The 21,181-nt window shown below is 61.1% G+C and carries 18 protein-coding genes and 1 other RNA gene; 11 read left to right on the top strand and 8 right to left on the bottom strand.

The annotated features are described in order from the left end of the window. Nucleotides 1–24: 24 nt before the first annotated feature. The 6 genes from pth (at nt 25) to FEV16_RS16860 (ending at nt 2,694) form a co-directional block, all read left to right on the top strand. On the top strand, nt 25–630 hold the full coding sequence (gene pth, locus FEV16_RS07655; protein ID WP_138167037.1) for an aminoacyl-tRNA hydrolase: 606 nt from the start codon (nt 25–27) through the stop codon (nt 628–630). Nucleotides 631–762: 132 nt separating this feature from the next. Continuing rightward, nucleotides 763–984, top strand: a complete 222-nt coding sequence (locus FEV16_RS07650) for a hypothetical protein (RefSeq protein ID WP_138167036.1) — start codon at nt 763–765, stop codon at nt 982–984. An 84-nt stretch (nt 985–1,068) separates the two neighbouring features. Then, nucleotides 1,069–1,427, top strand: a transfer-messenger RNA (tmRNA) gene (gene ssrA, locus FEV16_RS07645). Nucleotides 1,428–1,528: 101 nt separating this feature from the next. Continuing rightward, the gene (locus FEV16_RS07640) at nt 1,529–2,143 is read left to right on the top strand and encodes a ClpXP protease specificity-enhancing factor SspB (protein WP_138167035.1); all 615 of its coding nucleotides are present in this window, start codon (nt 1,529–1,531) and stop codon (nt 2,141–2,143) included. Then, a complete protein-coding gene (locus tag FEV16_RS07635) occupies nt 2,143–2,337 on the top strand; it encodes a DUF4169 family protein (RefSeq protein WP_138167034.1) in 195 nt (64 codons plus the stop codon). The genes FEV16_RS07640 and FEV16_RS07635 overlap by 1 nt, the downstream gene beginning before the upstream one ends. A 150-nt stretch (nt 2,338–2,487) precedes the next feature. Beyond that, complete coding sequence (locus tag FEV16_RS16860) at nt 2,488–2,694, top strand: ribbon-helix-helix domain-containing protein (protein ID WP_171015176.1); 207 nt, start codon at nt 2,488–2,490, stop codon at nt 2,692–2,694. Between the two features lie 121 nt (nt 2,695–2,815). Here FEV16_RS16860 and FEV16_RS07625 read toward each other — a convergent pair whose 3' ends face one another. Continuing rightward, the gene (locus FEV16_RS07625) at nt 2,816–4,390 is read right to left on the bottom strand and encodes an arylsulfatase (protein WP_246657218.1); all 1,575 of its coding nucleotides are present in this window, start codon (nt 4,388–4,390) and stop codon (nt 2,816–2,818) included. Between the two features lie 152 nt (nt 4,391–4,542). Here FEV16_RS07625 and FEV16_RS07620 point away from each other — a divergent pair, with 152 nt between their 5' ends. The 3 genes from FEV16_RS07620 to FEV16_RS07610 all read left to right on the top strand — a co-directional run bounded on the left by FEV16_RS07620 (nt 4,543) and on the right by FEV16_RS07610 (nt 9,843). Next, entirely contained in the window at nt 4,543–5,538 is a 996-nt protein-coding gene (locus FEV16_RS07620; RefSeq protein WP_348639972.1) for an HAD family hydrolase, read from the top strand. Nucleotides 5,539–5,620: 82 nt separating this feature from the next. After that, nucleotides 5,621–7,984 carry a UvrD-helicase domain-containing protein gene (locus FEV16_RS07615; RefSeq protein WP_138167030.1) on the top strand — a complete coding sequence of 788 codons (2,364 nt, stop codon included), beginning with the start codon at nt 5,621–5,623 and terminating at the stop codon, nt 7,982–7,984. 221 nt (nt 7,985–8,205) lie between these two features. After that, the gene (locus FEV16_RS07610) at nt 8,206–9,843 is read left to right on the top strand and encodes a L,D-transpeptidase family protein (protein ID WP_138167029.1); all 1,638 of its coding nucleotides are present in this window, start codon (nt 8,206–8,208) and stop codon (nt 9,841–9,843) included. Here the strand turns inward: FEV16_RS07610 and FEV16_RS07605 are convergent. Beyond that, nucleotides 9,832–10,506: a class I SAM-dependent methyltransferase gene (locus FEV16_RS07605; protein WP_138167028.1), complete on the bottom strand. Its 675-nt coding sequence runs from the start codon at nt 10,504–10,506 to the stop codon at nt 9,832–9,834. The two genes, FEV16_RS07610 and FEV16_RS07605, sit on opposite strands and share 12 nt — an antisense overlap. 99 nt (nt 10,507–10,605) lie before the next feature. Between FEV16_RS07605 and FEV16_RS07600 the strand changes: the two genes are divergently transcribed. Both FEV16_RS07600 and FEV16_RS07595 read left to right on the top strand, forming a co-directional pair. Beyond that, nucleotides 10,606–12,414, top strand: coding sequence for an ATP-binding cassette domain-containing protein (locus FEV16_RS07600; protein ID WP_138167027.1), 1,809 nt, complete (start codon nt 10,606–10,608; stop codon nt 12,412–12,414). A gap of 73 nt (nt 12,415–12,487) precedes the next feature. Then, entirely contained in the window at nt 12,488–12,982 is a 495-nt protein-coding gene (locus FEV16_RS07595; RefSeq protein ID WP_138167026.1) for a VOC family protein, read from the top strand. On the opposite strand, the gene FEV16_RS07590 is transcribed toward FEV16_RS07595, so the two are convergent. The 6 genes from FEV16_RS07590 to FEV16_RS07565 all read right to left on the bottom strand — a co-directional run bounded on the left by FEV16_RS07590 (nt 12,915) and on the right by FEV16_RS07565 (nt 21,125). Beyond that, on the bottom strand, nt 12,915–14,243 hold the full coding sequence (locus FEV16_RS07590; RefSeq protein ID WP_138167025.1) for an MFS transporter: 1,329 nt from the start codon (nt 14,241–14,243) through the stop codon (nt 12,915–12,917). The genes FEV16_RS07595 and FEV16_RS07590 overlap by 68 nt on opposite strands. Before the next feature lie 3 nt (nt 14,244–14,246). Then, nucleotides 14,247–14,954: a class I SAM-dependent methyltransferase gene (locus FEV16_RS07585; protein ID WP_138167024.1), complete on the bottom strand. Its 708-nt coding sequence runs from the start codon at nt 14,952–14,954 to the stop codon at nt 14,247–14,249. 23 nt (nt 14,955–14,977) lie between these two features. After that, entirely contained in the window at nt 14,978–15,829 is an 852-nt protein-coding gene (locus tag FEV16_RS07580) for an NADPH-dependent oxidoreductase (protein WP_138167023.1), read from the bottom strand. A gap of 108 nt (nt 15,830–15,937) precedes the next feature. After that, nucleotides 15,938–17,212 (bottom strand): glycerate kinase, encoded by a 1,275-nt coding sequence (locus tag FEV16_RS07575; protein WP_138167022.1) that lies wholly within the window; start codon nt 17,210–17,212, stop codon nt 15,938–15,940. 162 nt (nt 17,213–17,374) lie between these two features. Continuing rightward, nucleotides 17,375–18,349, bottom strand: a complete 975-nt coding sequence (locus tag FEV16_RS07570) for a CoA ester lyase (RefSeq protein WP_138167021.1) — start codon at nt 18,347–18,349, stop codon at nt 17,375–17,377. A gap of 22 nt (nt 18,350–18,371) precedes the next feature. Then, nucleotides 18,372–21,125, bottom strand: coding sequence for a phosphoenolpyruvate carboxylase (locus tag FEV16_RS07565; protein ID WP_138167020.1), 2,754 nt, complete (start codon nt 21,123–21,125; stop codon nt 18,372–18,374). Between the last annotated feature and the right edge of the window lie 56 nt (nt 21,126–21,181).

Here is a 21,181-nt window from a genome sequence, read left to right as displayed (position 1 = left end):
CCATTTTTATATGCAGAGGCTCACATGCTGCTCCTTGTCGGACTCGGCAATCCCGGACGCGCCTACGCCAAAAACCGGCACAATATCGGCTTCATGGCGCTCGAAGCGATCGCTAAGCGACAAGGCTTTCCGCAGGCCCGGGCGCGCTTTCAGGGCCTCATCAGCGAAGGAACCATAGGCGGCGAACGCGTCATGCTGCTGGAGCCGCAAACCTATATGAACGACAGCGGCCGTTCAGTCGGCGAAGCCGCGCGTTTTCACAAAATTGGGCTCGACGAGATCGTCGTCATTCACGACGAACTCGATCTCGCGCCCGCCAAATGCCGGATTAAGACCGGCGGCGGCGGCGCAGGACACAATGGGCTGCGCTCGATCACCGCTCATATCGGCAACGACTATAAGCGGCTGCGGCTCGGCATCGGCCATCCCGGCGATAAGGCGCTCGTTCATTCCTATGTGCTGAGCGATTTCGCCAAAATCGAGGAGCCCTGGGTGAGCGCGCTCTGCGAGGCGATCGCCGACAACGCCGCCTTGCTGGTCAAGGGCGACGACGCCGGACTGCAGAACAGGCTGCATCTCGCCATGGAGGCAAAGGGCTTCGGCGCTGTGAAGCGCGTCGGCGAGCCATAGCGGTGGGCTGCGTTGATTTGATGAAGGCGGAATGAACGGCGACTTCAGCGCCTGTTCAGTGGACGAGTCGTAGGGGTGAACGGGCAAGGCAAAGGGATGCATTTCCGCATTTCCCCAGACGGAGACTCACCAATGAAACTCACCACAATGCTCGCCGTCGCGGCTCTTCTTTGTGCGCCGATCATGACCCAATCCGCTTACGCGGCCACCGATGCGAACGAGCCGAGCGCGACGGAAACGACCAAGCCGCCCGCCAAGCACAAGAGCATGAAGCATCACAAGCATCACGCGAAGCAGCAGGGCAAGCACTACGGCAGGAACGTTCATCATCCCGCGAAACATAAGGCATCGTGAGCGGAGCGGTTTTCGAAGCTGCAGTAGAAATGGCCGCAGCGGCGAGATTAGGCCGCTGCGGCCTTTCCACAGCGTAACAGGTCCGCCCTTTCACAAAATCCCGCAAACGCCTATATTCACTTCGCCGTCGCTTGCGGCGGCTATGGCGATAAATGAACACCGTAATAAACCATTCGGACCCGGGGGCGGTACCCGGCGCCTCCACCAAAGCCCGTCGGCGCGGCGGGCTTCGGCGGGGGCGAAATAGGATCGACGAGGGCGTAAAGGGTGATTTTTCGCTCGGCATGATACCGCCGTTATCGGGTCAAACCTTATAGTTGCCAACGACAACTATGCTCCGGTGGCCGTCGCTGCGTAATGCAGCGCCCATACCGGGATCAAAGTCCTAGGGGTTTGCACTTCTAGGCGGGGTCCGGAGGCGCCTGGCAACAGAAGCCTCCACTTAACCTTTTTCGCGCTGCGCCGCCGTGATGCAAAGCGCGGCAACCAAATGGTCGGAAGCGGCAGCCGGTCGACCATGCAAATGGCAGTCTGGCGCGACGCAATGGCCAAAGACATTATTCGTTACGATCTTCTCGTCCAGGACGCCATGCGCGGCGTCATGCGCAAGGTGCTCGGCGACGTTGCCGGGAACGGCTATCTGCCGGGCGATCACCACTTCACCATCAGCTTCCACACTGATGCGCCAGGCGTCATGATTTCGCGCCGCCTCGCCGAGCAGTGGCCGCATGAGCTGACGATCATCCTGCAACATCAATATTCAAATTTGGAAGTCGACGACGAAGGCTTCGGCGTCACTTTGTCGTTTCGCTCGGTTCCGGAGCGTCTCTATGTGCCCTTTTCCGCTGTCACCGGCTTCTTCGATCCTGCGGTCGAATTCGGCCTGCGCTTCGAGAGTGGCGAAGACTCGCTTGAAGAGACAGAGGAGGAAGCGCCTGCGGCAGGACCAAGCCTCATCGCCAAGAAGCCGGAGCCTGTGAAAGAGCTCAAGCCAAAAGTCGAGCCCACCAGGATCGCCCCTACGAAAATTGAACCGGCCAAGTCGGATGCCTCCAAAACGGCAGGGGCCGACAAGCCGAGAAAACTCAGGCCGGTCGAAACCAAGGAGGAAGGTGACGAGAAAATCGTCTCGATCGACGCCTTCCGTAAAAAGCCCTGATGGGCGAGATCGTCAATCTGCGTCGCGCCCGCAAACAGCGCGACCGCCGCGAGCAGGAAAAGACGGCGCAGACGAACCGCGTCGCGCATGGGCGCAGCAAATCCGAACGTGAACTGACCGCCGCGCAGAAGCGGCTGGAAAACGCCAGATTCGACGGCCATAGACGCGAGATCGACGCGGAAGATCAAGCGTGAGAAAGGCGCAAGCGCCAATAGGTCACGCTGCATTTGGGCGGATCGCCCCATGCAGATGACATGATCGATTCCAAAAGCATAGAGCGCGCTTTGCACGAAGACCCGGCGTCCACTTTTTCGCAGCGCGCTCTAGACGCCAGTTCCCGCCGGATCGTCAAACATTCAGTCGTCATCGCCGGCCATCGCACCAGCGTCTCTCTTGAAGACGCCTTCTGGCGGGCGCTGAAAGAGATCGCCACGCAGGAGAGTGTCTCGCTCGCGGCGCTCATCGCCCGCGTCGACGCCGAGCGCGGCGAAGCGAACCTGTCCTCAGCCCTTAGAGTGTTCGTGTTGGAACGAGCGCTGGGACGCATTTAAGCTCCGCCGCATTCTCCGACCAAAGTAGCGGGATCGAGAGCAACCGCATTGCGGTTCGGGTCGCAACGACAGCCTGTGGACGGCCGTGGGAATGGACGAGAGAGAACCAACCAGATTCATATCAATCACGATGCAGCGGTCGTTTCAGCTTTTCCAAGGCCTGGTCGATCGAGAAAGTCGCGGCCTTTTGCCGAGGCGGGTAGTCTTTAAACGTCGCCAGATATTGTCCGACATAGGTCTGCGCGGGGATCAGCATGAATGCATGATCCAACAGCCAGTCGTAATAGGTGTTTGACGTGATGTTGGCGCGTTCATAGGGGTCCATGCGGAGGTTGAAGATCAGCGGCACGCGAAGACTGGTCAACGGCTCGGCCCAAACTCGCAAAGTGCCCGGCGCTCTTTGTTCCGAAAAGACAAACTTCCAATTATCAAACCGAAGTCCCGTCAGATCGCCATCGTCGGAGATATAAAAGAACTCCCTGCGCGGGCTCTTTTCTTCCTGACCTGTCAGATATGGCAATAGATTGTAGCCGTCCAAATGGACTTTGTAATTCGATTTTCCGATCTTGTATCCTTTCAGCAATTTTTCCTTGATATCCGGCACGCCTGCGGCTGCGAGAAGCGTCGGCATCCAGTCGAGATGCGAGATGATCTCGTTGGAAACCGAACCTGACTTGATCTTGCCAGGCCAACGAACCATCGCTGGCACGCGATAAGCGCCTTCCCAGTTGGAATTCTTCTCGTTGCGGAAGGGCGTCATCGCCGCATCCGGCCAGGAATTCATATGGGGACCATTGTCGGTCGAATAGAAGACGATCGTCTCATCCTCAATCCCGAGATCTTTGATCTTTTGAAGAACGGTCCCGACATTTTTGTCGTGATCAATCATCACATCCGCATATGGTCCGTTCCAGCGTCCTGCTTGGCCGACGCTTTTCGGTTTTGCATGCGTGCGAAAATGCATGTGGGTGAAGTTCAGCCACAGAAAAACAGGTTTACCGGCTTTCACCTGCTTTTCGAGGAAATCGACGACCCTGGCGGCGACGTCGTCATCGATGGTTTCCATTCGCTCACTGGTTAGCGGCCCCGTGTCTTCGACTTTCTGACCGCCATTCGCGGTCACGAAGCTATGAATGACGCCGCGCGGACCGTAGTTTTTTCGAAAATTTGGAAATTCAGGATCGTTGGCTTTTGGATAATCCGGCAGTTCGGGCTCTTCCTCAGCATTTAAATGATAAAGGTTTCCGTAGAATTCATCGAAGCCATGCGCCGTGGGCAGAAACTCATCCTTGTCGCCAAGATGGTTTTTGCCGAATTGGCCTGTCGCATAACCTTGCGCCTTGAGAAGTTCGGCGATGGTCGGGTCTTCCTTACGCAATCCGAGGTCTGCGCCTGGCAGGCCGACCTTGGTAAGACCCGTGCGCAATCCGCTCTGCCCTGTAATGAAAGAGGCGCGTCCTGCGGTGCAGCTTTGTTCGCCATAATAATCCGTAAAGATCATTCCCTGCTGGGCGATCGAGTCGATATTGGGCGTGCGATAGCCCATGAGTCCATTTGTATAGGCGCTGATGTTCGACTGTCCGATATCGTCGCCCCAAATCACCACGATATGCGGTTTTTTTGTCGTCTCGGCTTGTGCAGCAGCGATAGCGCTTGCTAACGCGCCCGCGAGCGTTAAGACCGCAGTCAGTCGCATCAGCGCCTTCCCTCCCATCAGATAAATTCCTTATATACGCACGCAGATAGCCTCCTCTTCGGCTTCGACAAGCCTGAAATCGAACCTGTGAGCGCCACTCCTTGAACGCCAATCGCCGCATCAATTGCAGGCTTGCCGATCGAATGACCGGAATGAGAACAGCGAGGCTGTTCGTCTTGGTCGCGTTCACATGGGCGGTCCTTTTCATACGGCCGGCGCTGGCGCTCGACGCTCTTCCATCTTGGAACGACGGCGCCGCCAAACAGGCGATCATCGCCTTTGTCGCTCGGGTGACCGCCCAGGACGGACCAGAATTTGTAAAGCCCGAGGATCGCATCGCGGTTTTCGACAATGACGGAACGCTCTGGACCGAGTGGCCAGCCTATTCTCAACTCTTCTTCGCGCTGGATCGCGTAAAGGCGCTTGCGCCCAAACATCCCGAATGGCGCAAGGAACAGCCCTTCAAGGCGGCGCTGGAGAACGATTTCAAAACTCTTGCTGCGGGGGGCGAAAAAACTGCATTGCGACTCGTCACCGCGACGCATGCGGGCAATACGCCACAGGAATTCCAGGCGACCGTCGCGCAATGGCTTGCCACCGCGATCCACCCCTATTTCAAGCGGCGATACGACGATCTTGTTTATCAGCCGATGCTCGAATTGCTGTCCTATCTGCGCGCCAATGGTTTCAAGACCTACATCGTTTCAGGCGGCGGCGCGGAGTTCATCAGAACGTTCGCCGAGCGCGTCTATGGCGTGCCGCCCGAGATGGTGATCGGCTCGACGATCGTGACGAAATTCGTCGTCAAGGATGGCGAACCGATGCTCTTACGAGAACCAAAAATCAATTTCATCGACGATAAGGCGGGAAAGCCCGTCGGGATAAATGAATATCTCGGTCGGCGTCCAATCGCCGCCTTCGGCAACTCCGACGGCGACTTCGAAATGCTGCAATGGACCACCGCCTGCAAAGGCGCGCGCTTTGGGCTCATTGTTCACCACGACGACGCTGAAAGAGAGGCCGCTTATGACCGCAAATCTTCTGTCGGGCGCCTCGATCGGGGTCTCAATGAGGCGCAGGCGCGCGGATGGATGGTCGTCAGTATGAAGAACGACTGGAAAACCATTTTTTCAAAACCTGGTCCCTAAGCGGCACTGAGCGCCCGCAGCCGAGATTTTGGCTGCCCAAGCTCGTGATTCGCGTTCCGTTCTCCTATATGATTGCAGAATCATGAAGAGCAGCCTGTCGCCGAAGTCCGACGATTATGCGCCTCAGGCGGGCGGGCTCGCCGCGCGCGCCGCGGCGGCTGGGCGGCCGCGTTATCTCGACGCGCTCAATCCCGAGCAGCGCGCCGCTGTCGAAACGCTCGACGGACCGGTGCTGGTGCTCGCCGGCGCCGGCACGGGCAAGACGCGGGCTCTGACGACGCGCATCGCCCACATCCTCGCCCTCGGCAAGGCGCGCGCCTATGAAATCCTCGCCGTCACCTTCACGAACAAAGCGGCGCGCGAGATGCGCCAGCGCGTCGAGGCGCTCGTCGGCGAAGGCGCGCAGGCGATGCAATGGCTCGGCACTTTTCACGCGATCAGCGCCAAGATTTTGCGCCGTCACGCCGAGCTCGTCGGACTGAAGACGAACTTCACCATTCTCGACACGGACGATCAGATACGCCTCCTCAAGCAGGTGCTGCATGCGGAGAATATCGACGATAAGCGCTGGCCCGCGCGCGCGCTCGCCATGCGCATCGACGGCTGGAAGAACCGCGGGCTGACGCCGGCGCAGGTGCCTGCCGGCGAGGCCGAGAGCTTCGCCAATGGCAAGGGCGCGGCGCTTTACGCGCTCTATCAGGAGCGGCTCAAGGTCTTAAACGCCGTCGACTTCGGCGATCTCTTGATGGAGAGCCTGCGGCTCTTTCGCGACAATCCGGATGTGCTCGCCGACTATCAGCGGCGCTTCAAATATATTCTCGTCGACGAATATCAGGACACGAATGTCGCGCAATATCTATGGCTGCGATTGATCTCGCAGGGACGCGCGCCGGGTCAACAAAATATCTGCTGCGTCGGCGACGACGATCAGAGCGTCTATGGCTGGCGCGGCGCCGAAGTCGAAAACATCCTGCGTTTCGAACAGGATTTCCCTGGCGCTAAGGTCATTCGCCTCGAGCGCAATTACCGCTCGACCGGGCACATTCTCGCCGCCGCTTCGCATCTCATCTCCCACAATGACGGGCGGCTCGGCAAAACGTTGTTCACTGACGGCGGCGACGGCGAAAAGCCGACGCTCACCGGCGTTTGGGACAGCCAGGAAGAGGCGCGGGTCATCGGCGAGGACATCGAGCAGTCGAGCCGCAACGGCGATTCGCTCGAAGAGATCGCCATTCTCGTGCGCGCCTCATTTCAGATGCGCGAATTCGAAGAGCGCTTCGTGGAGATCGGCCTGCCCTATCGCGTCATCGGCGGCCCGCGCTTTTACGAGCGTCTCGAAATCCGCGACGCGCTCGCCTATCTGCGCTGCGTCGCGCAGCCGGCCGACGATCTCGCCTTCGAGCGTATCATCAATACGCCGAAACGCGGTCTCGGCGACGCGACGCTGCAAATGCTGCATGAATATGCGCGGCGCGAGCGGGTTCCGCTGATGCAGGCGGCGCGCATCCTTGTCGAAAGCGAGGAACTGAAGCCAAAGCCCCGCGGCGCGCTGCGCAGCCTCATCGGCGATTTCGACCGCTGGGGCGCGCTGATCGACTCAAAGCCGCAGCATGAGTTCGCCGAGCAGGTGCTCGATGAATCCGGCTATACCGAGCTGTGGCGCGCGGACAAGACGCCCGAGGCCGCCGGCCGGCTCGACAATTTGAAAGAGCTTGTTCGGGCGATGGAGGCCTTTCCTGATCTCGACGCCTTCCTCGAACATGTGTCGCTCGTCATGGAGGCCGACAGCGCCGTCGATCAAGAACGCGTGTCGATCATGACTCTGCATGGCGCGAAGGGCCTTGAGTTCGAGACCGTCTATCTGCCCGGCTGGGAGGAAGGACTGTTTCCGAGCCAGCGCACGCTCGACGAACAGGGACGCGCCGGACTCGAGGAGGAGCGCCGCCTCGCCTATGTCGGCCTGACGCGCGCCAAGCGCCGCGCCAAAATCTACTTTGCCAGCAACCGGCGCATTCACGGACTGTGGCAGCCGACAGTGCCCTCGCGATTCATCGACAATCTGCCGTCCGACAATGTCGAAGTGGTAGAGGCCCCGAACGCTTCACAATATGGCTCCTATGGCGTCTCGCGCTTCGCCAATCTCGACGTCTATGGCTCAGACTATTCGACGCCGGGATGGAAGCGCGCCCAGGCGGCGCGCAGCGACTCCCCGCGCAGCGACTCGACGCGCGAGTCGCGCGGCGCGCGCGCCAAACGGCCAATGACGATCGACGGCGAAGTGATCGCGCGCTCGTCCGGCGGCTCGCGCTTCGCGGTGGGCGCACGGGTGTTTCACTTGAAGTTCGGGCCGGGTTCGGTGGCGGCTGTCGACGGCAACAAGCTCACGGTCGATTTCGATAAGGCCGGCAGAAAGATGGTGCTGGAGAGTTTTGTCGAGGCGGGGTGAGTAACGGCGGTCGCGCTCGCCATTGTGGCGTCGCCGCCACAATCCGGCTTTTTCAGCGGCTCATTGGAATGCGCCCGCTTGCGCCGATTCACAAGTTTGACGTCACACGTTACTGTTCAGGCGAAGCAATGGCGGAACGCCGCGGGCTTGCGCTATCGCACAGAACTTAACCGGAAAAGCGCTCAGACCTCGCTGGAATGAGGTTCACGCGAGGATGAGCTATGACTGCTGGCCAAAAAGCGGCGCGATTTCACACTGCTATTGCGTGCGCGATCGTTTCGGCGCTCGCGGCTCCTGCGGTCGCGGGTCAATATCCGCCGCGTCGCGCCGAATTTTTTGATCCGCCGCCGCTCGTCGCGCTCTTTGGCGTTGAGCGAGTCCCATCACGCGCGCCGTTGGACAACCCCGATTTCGCCGTCGCAGACGCCGCGCCTGCCGCAATCCTGCTCGACGTCGAGCCGCGCGCCAATCCAGCAAAGCCAGATCCGCTCGACCTCGCCTGGAGCCTTCAGCCCGAGGAGAACCGCGATCTCGCTTTGGCGCTCAATGCCTGGGCGACATCCGGCGGCGCCGCCACGGCGCCGGAGCGCCGCCGTCTGCGCGCGGCGCTATCCGCCGCTTACGCCGCTCGAAACTTCGCGCCCTTCTGGATCGAGAATGGCGAATGGCGCTTGTCCGCCAGAGCGGCTCGCGCGCGCCTCGCGCTTGCCGCGGACGACGGCCTCGACCTCCGCGCCTATACCGCGCCGAACGCGGAGAAAGCGGCTCCGACAGCGGCGGACGACCTCGCGCTGTCGGAAGCCGTAGCCGCCTATGCGCTACAGGCGCGCGGCGCCCGGATCGACCCCGCGAACATCTCTCGACTCATCGGATCGAAGACGACTCTTCCCGATCCAGCGATTGCCGTGGCGGAAATCGCCGGCGCCGCCGAGAACGCCGGCGGCGCGCTGCAGGCCTATAATCCCACGCATTACGGCTATCAGCAGCTGCGCGAAAAGCTGATCGAGCTGAAAGCGCAGCGCGCCAGCGCGCCGGCTTCCGGCGGCCGTTACGCGACGGCCGAGGGCGTGTCGCAGAACGACGCCCTGCCGCCTGCAGGCAAGTCCAAGCGCCACGGCGCCGCTCCACTGGCCACGGCTTCGACATCGCGTATCGAGGCGGAAATCATCGCCAATATGGAACGCTGGCGCTGGCTGCCGCGCGACCTCGGCGAAGAGCGGGTCGAGGTGAATATCCCCGACTTCGAACTTGCTGTGGTGCGCGACGGCGAGGTGACGCATCGCACGCGCGTCATCGTCGGCAAAGAGACGACGCCGACGCCGATCTTCTCCAACGCGCTGCAATACATCATCGTCAATCCCTATTGGAACGTGCCGCCGTCGATCCTGAATAAGGAGATGCTGCCGAAAGCCAATGGCGACGTCGCCGCCATTGCGGCGAGCGGCTTCAACGTGTCCTATCGCGGCGGCAAGCTCGTCGTGCGCCAGCCCCCGGGCGAACGCAATGCGCTCGGCCGCATCAAATTCATGTTCCCGAACGACTTCTCGGTCTATCTGCACGATACGCCGTCGCGCAACCTGTTCTCCGCGTCGCATCGCGCCTTCAGCCATGGCTGTATGCGCGTCGACGCGCCTTTCGCGCTCGCCGAAGCGGTGCTCGGCCCCGGCAGCGGCTGGTCGGAAAGCCGCGTGCGCCGGCTGATCGGCGGCTCGGAGCGCTACATTAATCTCTTGAAGCCGCTACCGATCCACATCGAATATTTCACGGCCTATGTCGATGAAGGCGGGCGGATCGTGCTGCGCCCCGATCTCTATGGCTATTCAGCGCGCGTACGAAAGGCGTTGGGGTTAGGCGCCTGAGTCCTTCACGCTCGCCGAAAACAACGCGGCGCAGCCGACTGTTTCGACGCTGACCGCGCTGAAGCGCTTTTCGAGTTCGCGCGTCAGCGTCTCCAGATTATCCTGCGTGTTCGAAAATATGTCCTTGGAATTATAGAAATCCATCAGCCTTCGCGCAGCGAAGCTGCGCTCCACTCCGCCTTGCAGCAGCGTCGAACCGAACACGACAGCTTTAGGAGACATCAGCGGCGACAGAAAATCGAAAGCTTGCGCCTTCGTCGCCATGTCCCCCGGCAGACAATGGAAGAGATAATTGACGCCGACTGAATCGAATTTGGAGCCGTCAAAGACGATTGGCTCCATAACATTGCGTACATAGGTCTCGGGTTGGCAGCGCGCGATCCGTCGCGCCGCAAATTGCAGCGCGTCGCGATTTAAATCCATCAACGCGATGCGCGGCGTTGCTGTCGGAAAGCAGCAGCGATCAAGAAAATAGCCGGTGCCGACGCCGACATCGAGATGATTGCCGCTGACATGCCGGTCGTAATGGGCGAGCAGACGGGGCGTTGGACATTTCCAGATCCAGCGATTGGACAGGCCGAGCACCAGCACGTCGTAGATCGCGAGCATTTTTGGCGTGTAGATCGCCTGTCCAGCGTGGATTTGCTCGGTCGTAACGGGCATTGCTCCTGCTCCAAGAACTATCGACAGCGCCGGGGGTGACAAAAGGCCCAGCCGCGTGGAAAAGCTTATCTCATGTCCATAAGACGCTGCTAAGCTTCCATGCCCCCGCCGCCTCTCCTCGCTCTACAAGGCGTAACGCTGACCCTCGGCGGAAAGCCATTGTTGGATGGCGCCGATCTCTCCGTCGCGCCTGGCGCGCGGCTCTGCGTCGTCGGCCGCAACGGCTCAGGGAAGTCGACGCTGCTCAAGATCGCCGCCGGCGAAATCGAACCCGACGGCGGCGCGCGCTTTCTGCAGCCGGGGGCGTCGCTGCGCTATCTGCCGCAGGAGCCGGACTTCTCGGACTTCGCCACCACCCTCGCCTATGTCGAAGCGGGGCTCGGCCCGCTGGACGATTCGCACGTCGCCAGGACGCTGCTCAATGATTTGGGGCTCCAAGGCGACGAGCGCCCCGCGCTCCTGTCGGGCGGCGAAGCGCGGCGCGCGGCGCTCGCGCGCGTTCTGGCGCCTGAACCCGACATTCTGCTTTTGGACGAACCGACGAACCATCTCGATCTGCCGACGATCCTGTGGCTTGAAGAAAGGCTCGCGGGTTTACGATCGGCGCTCGTGCTCATCAGCCATGATCGCCGCTTTCTTCAGGATCTGACGCGGGAAACGCTGTGGATCGACCGCGGCCGCACGCGCCACCTAGCGCAGGGCTTCAAGGAGTTCGAAGCCTGGCGCGACCGCGAATTGGAGGAAGAGGAAAAGCAACAGCATAAATTGGCGCGCAAGATCGTCGCCGAAGAACATTGGCTTCGCCACGGCGTTTCCGGTCGGCGCAAGCGCAATATGAAGCGACTCGCGGGCCTGAATCATTTGCGCGCGGAGCGGCGCAACCGCGTCATGCCGACGGGCGACGTGAAGCTCGAAGCAAGCGAAGCGCAGCTTTCCGGCAAGCTCGTTATCGAAGCGATCAAAATCGGCAAATCATACGGCGCCCGCGTCATCGTCGAGAATTTCACGACGCGCATTCTACGCGGCGATCGCCTCGGCGTCGTCGGGGCGAACGGCGCCGGCAAAACCACGCTCGTGAATGTTATGATAGGCGCGCTCGCGCCCGATCAGGGCAAAGTGCGGTTGGGCGCCAATCTCGAAATGGCGACCCTCGAGCAAAGCCGCGCGAGTCTCGATCCTGAAACGACCTTGCAGGATGCGCTGACCGGCGGCGGCTCGGACACCATCGAAATCAATGGCGAGCGGCGTCACGTCGTCGGCTATATGAAGGATTTTCTGTTTAAGCCGGAACAGGCGCGCACGCCCATCGGCAGACTGTCTGGCGGCGAGCGCGGACGCCTGATGCTTGCGCGCGCGCTGGCGAAGCCGTCCAATCTTCTCGTGCTCGACGAACCGACGAACGACCTCGATCTCGAAACGCTCGATCTGCTGGAAGAAATGCTCGCCGACTATCCCGGCACGCTCATCGTCGTGAGCCACGATCGCGACTTTCTCGATCGCATCGTGACGAGCGTATTGATGAGCGAAGGCGAAGGACGCTGGATCGAATATGCCGGGGGCTATAGCGACATGGTCGCGCAGCGCGGCAAGGGCGTCGAGGCGCGAGGCGCGACCGCCACGGCGGGGGAGACAAAGGAAAGGCCCGCGCCACGCGAAAAAGCGGCAGCGAAACAGAAGCTATCCTTCAAAGAGCAGCATGCGCTCGCAACCCTTCCCGGCAAGATCGAGGAGCTGAATGCGAGACGCGCCAAGCTACAGACGCTGCTCGACGATCCTGAGCTTTACGCGAAGGATCCGCCGAAATTTGCAAAGGCGAGCGAGATGTTCGCGACGGTGGAGTCGGAACTCGCAGCGGCCGAAGAACAATGGCTGGAGCTGGAGATCAAACGCGAGGCGATCGAAGGATAGATCCGCCTCTTGCCTTAAGCCTGAGCGCGTTACCTTAATACAGAGGGCGGCGATACAGAGCGAGGGAAGAAACATGGCCGACAAATCGGTTCCGGTGCCTTACGCCAAAGTGACGCCCTATCTCTGCATCGCCGGCGCGGCGAAGGCGATCGACTTCTATAAGGGCGCTTTCGGCGCCAAGGAGCGCGTCCGCGTCGAACTTCCCAACGGTCTCATCGCCCATGCCGAGATAATGATCGGCGATTCGATCGTCATGCTCGCCGATGTTTATGAAGAGGGCGGATTGACGCCGCCAAGAGCGCTCGGCGGTTCGTCAGTCAGCCTCAATGTCTATGTGGCCGACGTTGATTCGATCTTTATCAAAGCGATCGAAGCCGGAGCGACCAAGGTCTGCGGGCCGCAAAATATGTTTTACGGCGATCGCAGCGGAACGGTGCGCGATCCCTTCGGCCATGTCTGGGTATTCTCGACGCGCAAAGAAGAGATCTCTGTCGACGAGCTCAAACGCCGCGCGCTCGACATTTATTATTCGCTGAACGCCGCGCCCGCAAAAGCAGGAGCGCCGTGACCAGCGGCCCCAGCGCCAGCGCGAGCAGCGCGTCGGAAAACTCGCCGGTTGCGCCTTTGATGAGGCCGACGAGGTAAGGCCCAGCGAAACCCGAGATGTTGCCGATGGAATTGATCACCGCGACGCCGATCACCGCGTCGCCTGATCCGAGCGCCAGCGTCGTGAAGCACCAGAAGGTCGGCAGCGCCGCGATTGCGCCGACGGCGGCGATGGACAGCGCGATCATCGACAGCAATGGCGTCGGCGCATAGGCGGCGCAAGCCAACCCCATAGCGCCGATGACTCCGGCGAGCGCCGTGTGACCCACGGTCTCGCGCCGACGATCGGAACTGCGGCTCCACGCCCACATTGCGAGCGCACTGCAGACATAGGGAATTGACGCCAGCAAACTCGTGGCGACGACGCCAAATCCGAAGGATTTGATGATTTGCGGAAGCCAGAAGCTCAAGCCATAGAGGGCGATGACGATCCCGAAATAGGCGATGCCGAGGATGAGAACGCGCATATCCTTGAGCGCGCGCCAGTGGTCGCCATGGTCCTGCTCCGCCTCGCTCTCAAGCTTCGCTTGCAGCGACGCTATTTCGCCGGGCGTCAGCCATTTCGCCGACTGAGGTCCGTCAGGCAGATAGAAGAAGCAGACAATTCCCAAAATGATCGATGGCGTCGCCTCCATCAGGAATAGCCAGCGCCAGCCGCTGATTCCGCCGACGCCATCCATTGCCGCGAGAATGAGCCCGGAGATCGGCGAACCGATCGCACTCGACACCGGAACTGCAATGAGGAAGCCGGCGAGAACGCGCGCGCGTTGCGCGGCAGGAATCCAGTATGTGAGATAGAGGATGACGCCGGGCGCAAAACCAGCTTCCATCACGCCGAGCAGCAGGCGCAAAACAACGAAGCTTGCCTCGTTCCAGATGAAGGCGGTGAGCGCCGAAACGACGCCCCAACTCACCATGATGCGCGCAATCCACATGCGCGCGCCGACGCGATGCATGATGTAATTGCTCGGCGCTTCGAACAGGCAATAGCCGATAAAGAAGACGCCGGCGCCCCAGCCAAAAAATTCCGGCGTGAAGCCGAGTTCGCCATTCATCGTCAGCGCCGCGAAACCGATGTTCACGCGGTCGAGATATGCGACGATGAAGCCGGTGACGAGAAAGGGGATCAGTCGCCGCGCCGCCTTAGCGACGACGCTGTCGGCGTCGACGGTCTCGCGCGGCGCGCGCGGCTCTTGGGCGGCTATGACCGCCGCTTCCGACACCGGCTAAGCTCGCTCGAAGCGCATGAGATGGTGCCAGCGATGCGGGACATCGCCCGGCAAGCGCTTAAGACCCGCCGCCCGCGCCTGTTGTTCCAGGAGCGACAATGGCTCCGGGTAGTCGCTGGTTGAAATATGCTCGAAGATCGCATCCTTCTCGGCGCGCGAAAGTCCGGCCCAGTCCTTCTCAATCCAATCGAAATAATGCTTCAAATAGTCCCCACGTGTTTCGTCTTCCTGACGCATCGTATCGACCAGCAAGAGCAAGCCGCCAGGCGCGAGCGCTCGAGATGCGCGGCGGAAGAACTCCGCTTTGTCCTCGGTCGCAAGGTGATGCAGAACGAAACTGCTGTGTATCACGTCGTAAGTAGCCCCGTCGGAAAGAGCCGACAGAATGTCGCTATGCGCGAGCTGCACCGGACACGGTAGAGACTGCAAATTCTCTGCGGCGAGGCCGAGCGCGGTGTCTGAAAGGTCGACGCCTTTGTAGCTTGCTGGAGGGATGCGGCGCAGGATCGGCGCAAAGACATGCGCATCTCCGCAACCGAGATCGAGCAGGGAAAAGTCGCCGCCCTGGAAGCGGGCGCGCAAGACGCGCTCGACCTCTTGGCTGAGCGCGGCGTGAAACATGAAATCTTTGACGACGACTTTCTTATAGGTGTCCCAAAGATCAAAAATTTCGCCTGAGTACGCGTTCGTCACTTGCGCGTCCATGACCCTAGCCTTCATCTCATTGATTACTTGAGGCCGAAGCCCAACGCGATGAGCGCTTCGCGGATGCGGTCGCGTCCGCTCAACGCTTCAGGGCCACGCACGCGCGATAGCGCCTGGCGAATCCAGCCTTGATCAGGGAGCCCCTGCTCCTTCTGGAATTCCTTGAACTTCGCATCGAGCGTTTCGATCGCCTCGCGCTGCGTTTCGCCCCCTTCATACTGCTCGCGATGAAGCACGGCGCCTTGTCCGAGGCGAGGTTTGACGGCCGCGTTGGCGGCGGGATCGGGAACGCCGATCGCCATGCCAAAAACGGCGAAGACGTTCGGCGGCAAGTTTAATTCCTTGGCGACCTCTTCCGGTTTGTTGCGCATTGCGCCGATATAGCAGCAGCCCAGACCAATCGATTCGAGCGCGGTGACGGCGTTCTGCGCGGCGAGCGCGGCGTCGACGACGCCGGTCAGGAACATTTCGAAGTAAGATAATCCTGCCGCATCGCGACCCTTGTCGCGCCCAAGATTCTCGAGCCGTGCAAGATCGCACAGCCAGACGAGAAATAGCGGCGCGTTATGGATGTGTTTCTGACCGCCGGCGAGATCGGCGAGACGCGTCTTGCGCGCCTCATCCTGAACGGCGACGACGCTCCAGACTTGCAGATTTGACGATGTCGACGCCGACTGCGCGGCGGCCACGATGATCTCCAACGCGCCCTCGGGCAGCGGCTCACGCAGGAAATTCCGGTGCGAGCGATGCGCAAGAATAAGGTCAAGCGTGTCGTTCCACTGCTTCGGCTTGGGCGAATCGTCGCGACGATAGCGTTCAAACATCGCCGCCGCGCCGCGCGAATCGAAAGGCTCCGGGCTCACAGGCTTGTTCATGGTCTTCCAAAATGGGAAAGGATGCGCCGCAAGCCAAGCTTGTCACGCCGCTCTTGTATCAGTTTAACAAGCTGCGCGCGACGATCCAAGGGCTTTGCCCGAGACGATTTATACCCGCTTCGGCACAAGTATCGCGCGGAAGTCATTGACGTTTGTGCGCGTCGGCTTGGTCACGACGAGATCGCCGAGCTTCTCGAACGCGGTGTAGGCGTCGTTGTTGGCGAAGAGAGCTTTTAGATCGACGCCTGACTTCTTCGCGCGCTCGAACGAATCTGCCGTCATGATCGCGCCGGCATTATCTTCGCTGCCGTCGATGCCGTCGGTGTCACAGGCGATCGCCGATATGCCGCCAAAACCTTCGAGCGCGAGCGTCAGCCCCAGCAAAAACTCGGCGTCGCGTCCGCCGCGCCCCTTGCCGCGCACGGTGACGGTCGTCTCGCCGCCGGAAACGATTGCGACGGGCGGCTGGAAGGGCTGGCCATGGATAGCGATCTGCTTCGCTATGCCGGCATGCACGAGCGCCACATCGCGCGACTCGCCTTCAAGATCGCCGAGAATGCAGGGCGTAAATCCCGCCGCCTTCGCGACAGCCGCAGCCGCATCGAGCGAACCCTGCGGCGTGGCGATGAGAATGTTCTGAACCTTGTTGAAAATGGCGTCGCCGGGCTTCGGCGTTTCGCATTCGCTCTTTTGCAGATGCGCGAGCACCGCCGCCGACGCGTCGATCTTATATTTCGCGATCACGGCCAGCGCGTCTTCGCGCGTCGTCCGATCTGGAACCGTCGGGCCGGAGGCGATCACCGAGAGATCATCATTCGGCACGTCGGAAATCATCAATGCCACGACGCGCGCCGGCGCCGCCGCGCGGGCTAGACGCCCGCCCTTGATGGCCGAGAGATGCTTGCGCACGCAATTCATCTCGGAGATGTTTGCGCCGCTCCTCAACAGCGCCTTGTTCACCGCCTGCTTTTCTTCAAGCGTCACGCCCTCGGCCGGCAACGCCATCAGCGCCGAGCCGCCGCCAGAGATCAGCGCAAGAATGAGGTCGTCTTCGGAAAGCCCCTGCACTCTCTGCAAAATGCGCTTCGCCGCTTCGCGTCCAGCGGCGTCCGGCACAGGATGCGAAGCTTCGATGACCTCGATGTATTTCGTCGGCGCGCCGTGCTCATAGCGCGTGACGACAAGCCCTTCGAGCGGGCCGCTCCAATGCGCTTCGACCGCAGCCGCCATGGAGGCCGCCGCCTTGCCGGCGCCGACGACGATCGTGCGGCCCTTCGGCGGCGCGATCTTCGCAAGATGCGGCGGCAGGCACACTGCAGGCGACGCGGCGCCGACGGCGGCGTCAAACATGGCGCGCAAGAGCTGGCGGGCGTCGTCAGACATTTTTGAATTTCCGAATTGGGCTAATGGAGGCGCCATCCGTCTCTCCCCGCGTGCGGGAAGAGGATGAGTGAAGCTTCAAGAAAGCCGCTATTGCGCAGTGCGAAGGGGCGGCCACGCCAAAATGGCCTGGCCCCTCTCCGCCCCTTTTGCGAAAGCGCCGCCTTACGCCGCCGCCATCGCGTCGGCCTTCTCGATCAGCGCCTCGGCCATGCGGATCGAGGCGATGTCGATCAAGCGGCCGTCGAGCGAGACCGCGCCCTTGCCTTCCTTGGCGGCCTGGGTCATCGCGTCGAGAATGCGGCGCGCTTTCGTCACCTCGGCGTCGGACGGCGTGAAGACCTGATTGGCGAGCTCGATCTGCGAGGGATGGATCGCCCACTTGCCCTCATAGCCAAGCACCGCAGCGCGCTTGGCGGCGGCGATATAACCGTCCGGATCGCCGAAATCGCCGAAGGGACCATCGATCGGACGCAGCCCATAGGCGCGGCAGGCGACCATCATGCGCGTCTGCGCCGCATGCCACTGATCGGCCCAGTAATATTCGCGATGGCCGCTGCCGTCCTTATCGGTGAGCACGCCATAATCCGGGTTGACGCCGCCGATAACGGTGGTGCGGGCGCGGGTCGACGCCGCATAGTCGGCGACGCCGAAGGACATAGCCTCGAGGCGCTTGGACGATTGCGCGATGGCCTCGACATTGGCCATGCCGAGCGCGGTCTCGATCAGAATTTCGATGCCGATCCTCTTGGTGCGCTTTTTATACTGCTCGATCTGCGTGATCATCATGTCGATCGCATAGACGTCAGCTGGAACGCCAACCTTCGGAATGAGCACGATGTCGAGGCGCGGGCAGTTCTCGAGAACGTCGACGACGTCGCGATAGCAGTACTGCGTGTCGAGACCGTTGATGCGCAGAGTCATCACCTTCTTGCCCCAGTCGATGTCGTTGAGGCCCTGGATGATGTTCTTGCGCGCCTGTTCCTTATCGTCGGGGGCGACGGCGTCTTCAAGATCTAAGAAGATCTGATCGGCCTTTGACTGCGCGGCCTTTTCGAACATGCCCGGCGCAGAGCCCGGCACGGCAAGCTCGGAGCGGTGGAGACGCGGCGTCGCCTGCTCGATCAATGTGAAGCTCATATCTTTACCCCTTCCTGTTGAATTAGCCTGTGGCCCCGAGGCCGGCGGCGACGCAGCTGATCGAAAGCAGCAGAGGCACTTTGACGGCCTCCTTTTCCGCTTCGTCCTTTGCCTCGCGGAACCGGCGAAGCAGCGCCACCTGCTCGCGATTGACCTCGTTGATGGTCTGCAGGCGATGCGAAAGCCTCGCCTGATATTCTTTGAACCGATCAGCCAGTTCTTCGCCGCCGGTGACACGCAGCGCCATCTCGCGCGTCAACGCGAATTCCTCTTCGATCGTCTTGAAGATTTTCGTGCGCACGGCTTCGTCAGCGACAAGTCCGGCATATTGCTTGGCGATCGAGAGATCGACGAGCGCGAGCGTCTTCTCGACTTCGTCGATAATGAGCCGGAACATCCGCGAATCTTCGAACATCCGACGCAACAGCTCGAGACCGCGGTCGCCGCGTACGTCGATGAAATTCTTCAATCCAGAGCCGACGCCGTACCAGCCAGTGATTGAGTGACGGTTCTGCGCCCAGGCGAAGACCCAGGGGATCGCCCGTAAATCCGCGAGGCTTTTTGCGCCGAAGCGTCGCGCCGGCCGCGAACCGATATTAAGCAGCGAAATTTCTTCAAGCGGGCTCGCGGCCTGGAAATAGGCGACGAGATCTGGATCGCCGACGAATTTCGCGTAGGCCGCGAATGAGGCGCCGGAAATCTCCTCGAGGGCCTCGTCGAATTCCGCGTGCGGCGCCAGCGCTTCCTCGCGCTCGGACTTCAGCGCATGCTGGAATACGGACGACGCCAAAAGCTCCATCTGATAGGCCGCCGTTCCGCGATTGGCGTATTTGAACGAGACGACCTCGCCCTGTTCAGTGACGCGGAAGCGACCGCGGATGGAGCCCGCCGGCTGCGCCGCGATGGCGTGGCCAGTCGGCGCGCCACCGCGCGAAACCGAGCCGCCGCGTCCATGAAAGAAGGCGATGGCGACGCCATGCTCGCGTCCGACCTGAGCAAGACGCGCCTGCGCCTTGAACAGCTCCCAGTTCGACGACAGAAAACCGCCGTCCTTATTCGAGTCCGAATAGCCGATCATCACCTCTTGCAGATTGCCCTGCCAGCGTGTCGAACGGCGCACGACTGGAACCTGCAAAAGATCGCGCATGATCGCCGGGGCGGCGCGCAGGTCGCCGATCGTCTCGAATAGCGGCACGATCGGCAGCGTCAGGATCTCAATGCCGGGTTCGTCGAGAAAAAGTCCGGCCTCCTTGGCGAGGAGATACACGCCAAGGACGTCGACCGCCGAGCGCGTCATCGACAAAATGAATCCGCCGAAGGCTTCTCGATCAAGTTGCGCCCGCATCTCGGCGACGACTTCGAACATCTCGATGACGTCGCGCGTATCCGCGGAAAGCTTGTCGCGCGGAATAGGCGCCACGCGCGGCTTTGCAAGCTCGGCGAGCAACCATTCACGCCATTCCGGAGAATCGATGTCTGGCAACGTCTCGCCGCCGGTCTTGACGCGCCACAATTCTTCGAGCGCCTGAGTCGTGCGCGTCGTATTCTGGCGGATGTCGAGGCGCACCGTGCTGAAGCGGAAGATTTCCACGGCGCGGCGCAGCGGACGCACGAGATCCGTCGCGAGCGCGCCGCTCTTGGCTTCAACGAGCGCTTTTTCGAGCACGAGCAAATCGGCGATGAGTTCGTCGGCGCTCCCATAACGTTGACCCGTCGTCGGCTCGCCGTTCACCGCGCGCAATGTCTGATCGAGCTTGCGCAGGATTGTCGTGACGAACTGGCGGTAGGGTTCATTCTGATTGCGCGCTTCGATCGCGGCGCTGTCCGGCAAAGCCGCGAGGCGTTCAGCCAATTCCTCCCGGAAAGACTGAGGAATGTCGGCCGCGCGCTGGCTGATCGACAACATACGCGCGAGATCGACGAAGCGCGTTCGATAATAATTCAGGCTCGCCGATGCATTTTCGCGCATCGTACGGCGCGTGACGTCATTCGTCACGAAAGGATTGCCGTCGCGGTCGCCCCCGATCCATGAGCCAAACTGGAAGAAGGGCGCAACCTCAAAAGTTTCGTTGGGATAGTGGCGTCGTAGCGCGCGTTCGCAGGACGACAGCAGCTCCGGCGCGAGATCGAAAAGGCTCTCGTGAAAGAAGTGCTGACCCCAGGCGACTTCTTGATCAACAGTGGGTTTTTCGAGGTGCAATTCGCCGGTAAGCCACAAAAGTTCGATCTGATCATAGATCGACTTCACCAGCGCTTCACGCTCACGGTCCGTCCAACGAGTCGATTCGAGTTCGCGCAGCAGCAGATAGATGCGACGATATTTCTCTAGGATCGAAACGCGCTTCGCTTCCGTCGGATGCGCGGTGATGACCGGGCGGATTCGCAGCGTGTGCAGTTGGGCGCGGATTTCATCGGCAGGGACCGCCGTGGCCGCGGCGCTCGACAATACATAGTCGAAGGTGCCGAGCAGCTTGTCATGGCCTTTCTCACGCTCGAGTCGCCGGCGCCGGCGCATCGCATATGCCTGCTCCGCGATGGAGACGAGCTGAAACAGAATGCCCTGCGCCTGAAGCGCGCGCGCCATCTGGCGCGGCTCCAAGCCTGCGCCAGCTTTCGAGTCGCGCACGACCGCCTCGATGTCTGGCGTGTGGCGGCGAATGACCGTGAGCAATTGTTCGCGCAGAAATGCGGACGCTTCGGTGACCGACCGAGTCGCGTAAGCAGAAGGCAGGCCGGTCGAAGACAGGCTCCTCAATGTCTGGGTCTCGGCGGTCATCGAAACTCCTTAGGAGCTCACGAAACCATCCGGGAAGGACGGCTTCGCACATGCGA

The sequence above is a fragment of the Methylocystis sp. B8 genome (genome assembly GCF_005771425.1).
Taxonomy (GTDB): domain Bacteria; phylum Pseudomonadota; class Alphaproteobacteria; order Rhizobiales; family Beijerinckiaceae; genus Methylocystis.
The sequence above is the reverse complement of the archived record's forward strand: the minus strand, read 5'-3'. Positions and strand labels throughout refer to the sequence as shown.

Coding starts and splice junctions, on each gene's coding strand:
- pth (WP_138167037.1), top strand. CDS start 25: ATGCTGCTCCTTGTCGGACTCGGCAATCCCGGACGCGCCTACGCCAAA.
- FEV16_RS07650 (WP_138167036.1), top strand. CDS start 763: ATGAAACTCACCACAATGCTCGCCGTCGCGGCTCTTCTTTGTGCGCCG.
- FEV16_RS07640 (WP_138167035.1), top strand. CDS start 1,529: ATGGCCAAAGACATTATTCGTTACGATCTTCTCGTCCAGGACGCCATG.
- FEV16_RS07635 (WP_138167034.1), top strand. CDS start 2,143: ATGGGCGAGATCGTCAATCTGCGTCGCGCCCGCAAACAGCGCGACCGC.
- FEV16_RS07625 (WP_246657218.1), bottom strand. CDS start 4,390: ATGCGACTGACTGCGGTCTTAACGCTCGCGGGCGCGTTAGCAAGCGCT.
- FEV16_RS07620 (WP_348639972.1), top strand. CDS start 4,543: ATGAGAACAGCGAGGCTGTTCGTCTTGGTCGCGTTCACATGGGCGGTC.
- FEV16_RS07615 (WP_138167030.1), top strand. CDS start 5,621: ATGAAGAGCAGCCTGTCGCCGAAGTCCGACGATTATGCGCCTCAGGCG.
- FEV16_RS07610 (WP_138167029.1), top strand. CDS start 8,206: ATGACTGCTGGCCAAAAAGCGGCGCGATTTCACACTGCTATTGCGTGC.
- FEV16_RS07605 (WP_138167028.1), bottom strand. CDS start 10,506: ATGCCCGTTACGACCGAGCAAATCCACGCTGGACAGGCGATCTACACG.
- FEV16_RS07600 (WP_138167027.1), top strand. CDS start 10,606: ATGCCCCCGCCGCCTCTCCTCGCTCTACAAGGCGTAACGCTGACCCTC.
- FEV16_RS07595 (WP_138167026.1), top strand. CDS start 12,488: ATGGCCGACAAATCGGTTCCGGTGCCTTACGCCAAAGTGACGCCCTAT.
- FEV16_RS07585 (WP_138167024.1), bottom strand. CDS start 14,954: ATGGACGCGCAAGTGACGAACGCGTACTCAGGCGAAATTTTTGATCTT.
- FEV16_RS07580 (WP_138167023.1), bottom strand. CDS start 15,829: ATGAACAAGCCTGTGAGCCCGGAGCCTTTCGATTCGCGCGGCGCGGCG.
- FEV16_RS07575 (WP_138167022.1), bottom strand. CDS start 17,212: ATGTCTGACGACGCCCGCCAGCTCTTGCGCGCCATGTTTGACGCCGCC.
- FEV16_RS07570 (WP_138167021.1), bottom strand. CDS start 18,349: ATGAGCTTCACATTGATCGAGCAGGCGACGCCGCGTCTCCACCGCTCC.
- FEV16_RS07565 (WP_138167020.1), bottom strand. CDS start 21,125: ATGACCGCCGAGACCCAGACATTGAGGAGCCTGTCTTCGACCGGCCTG.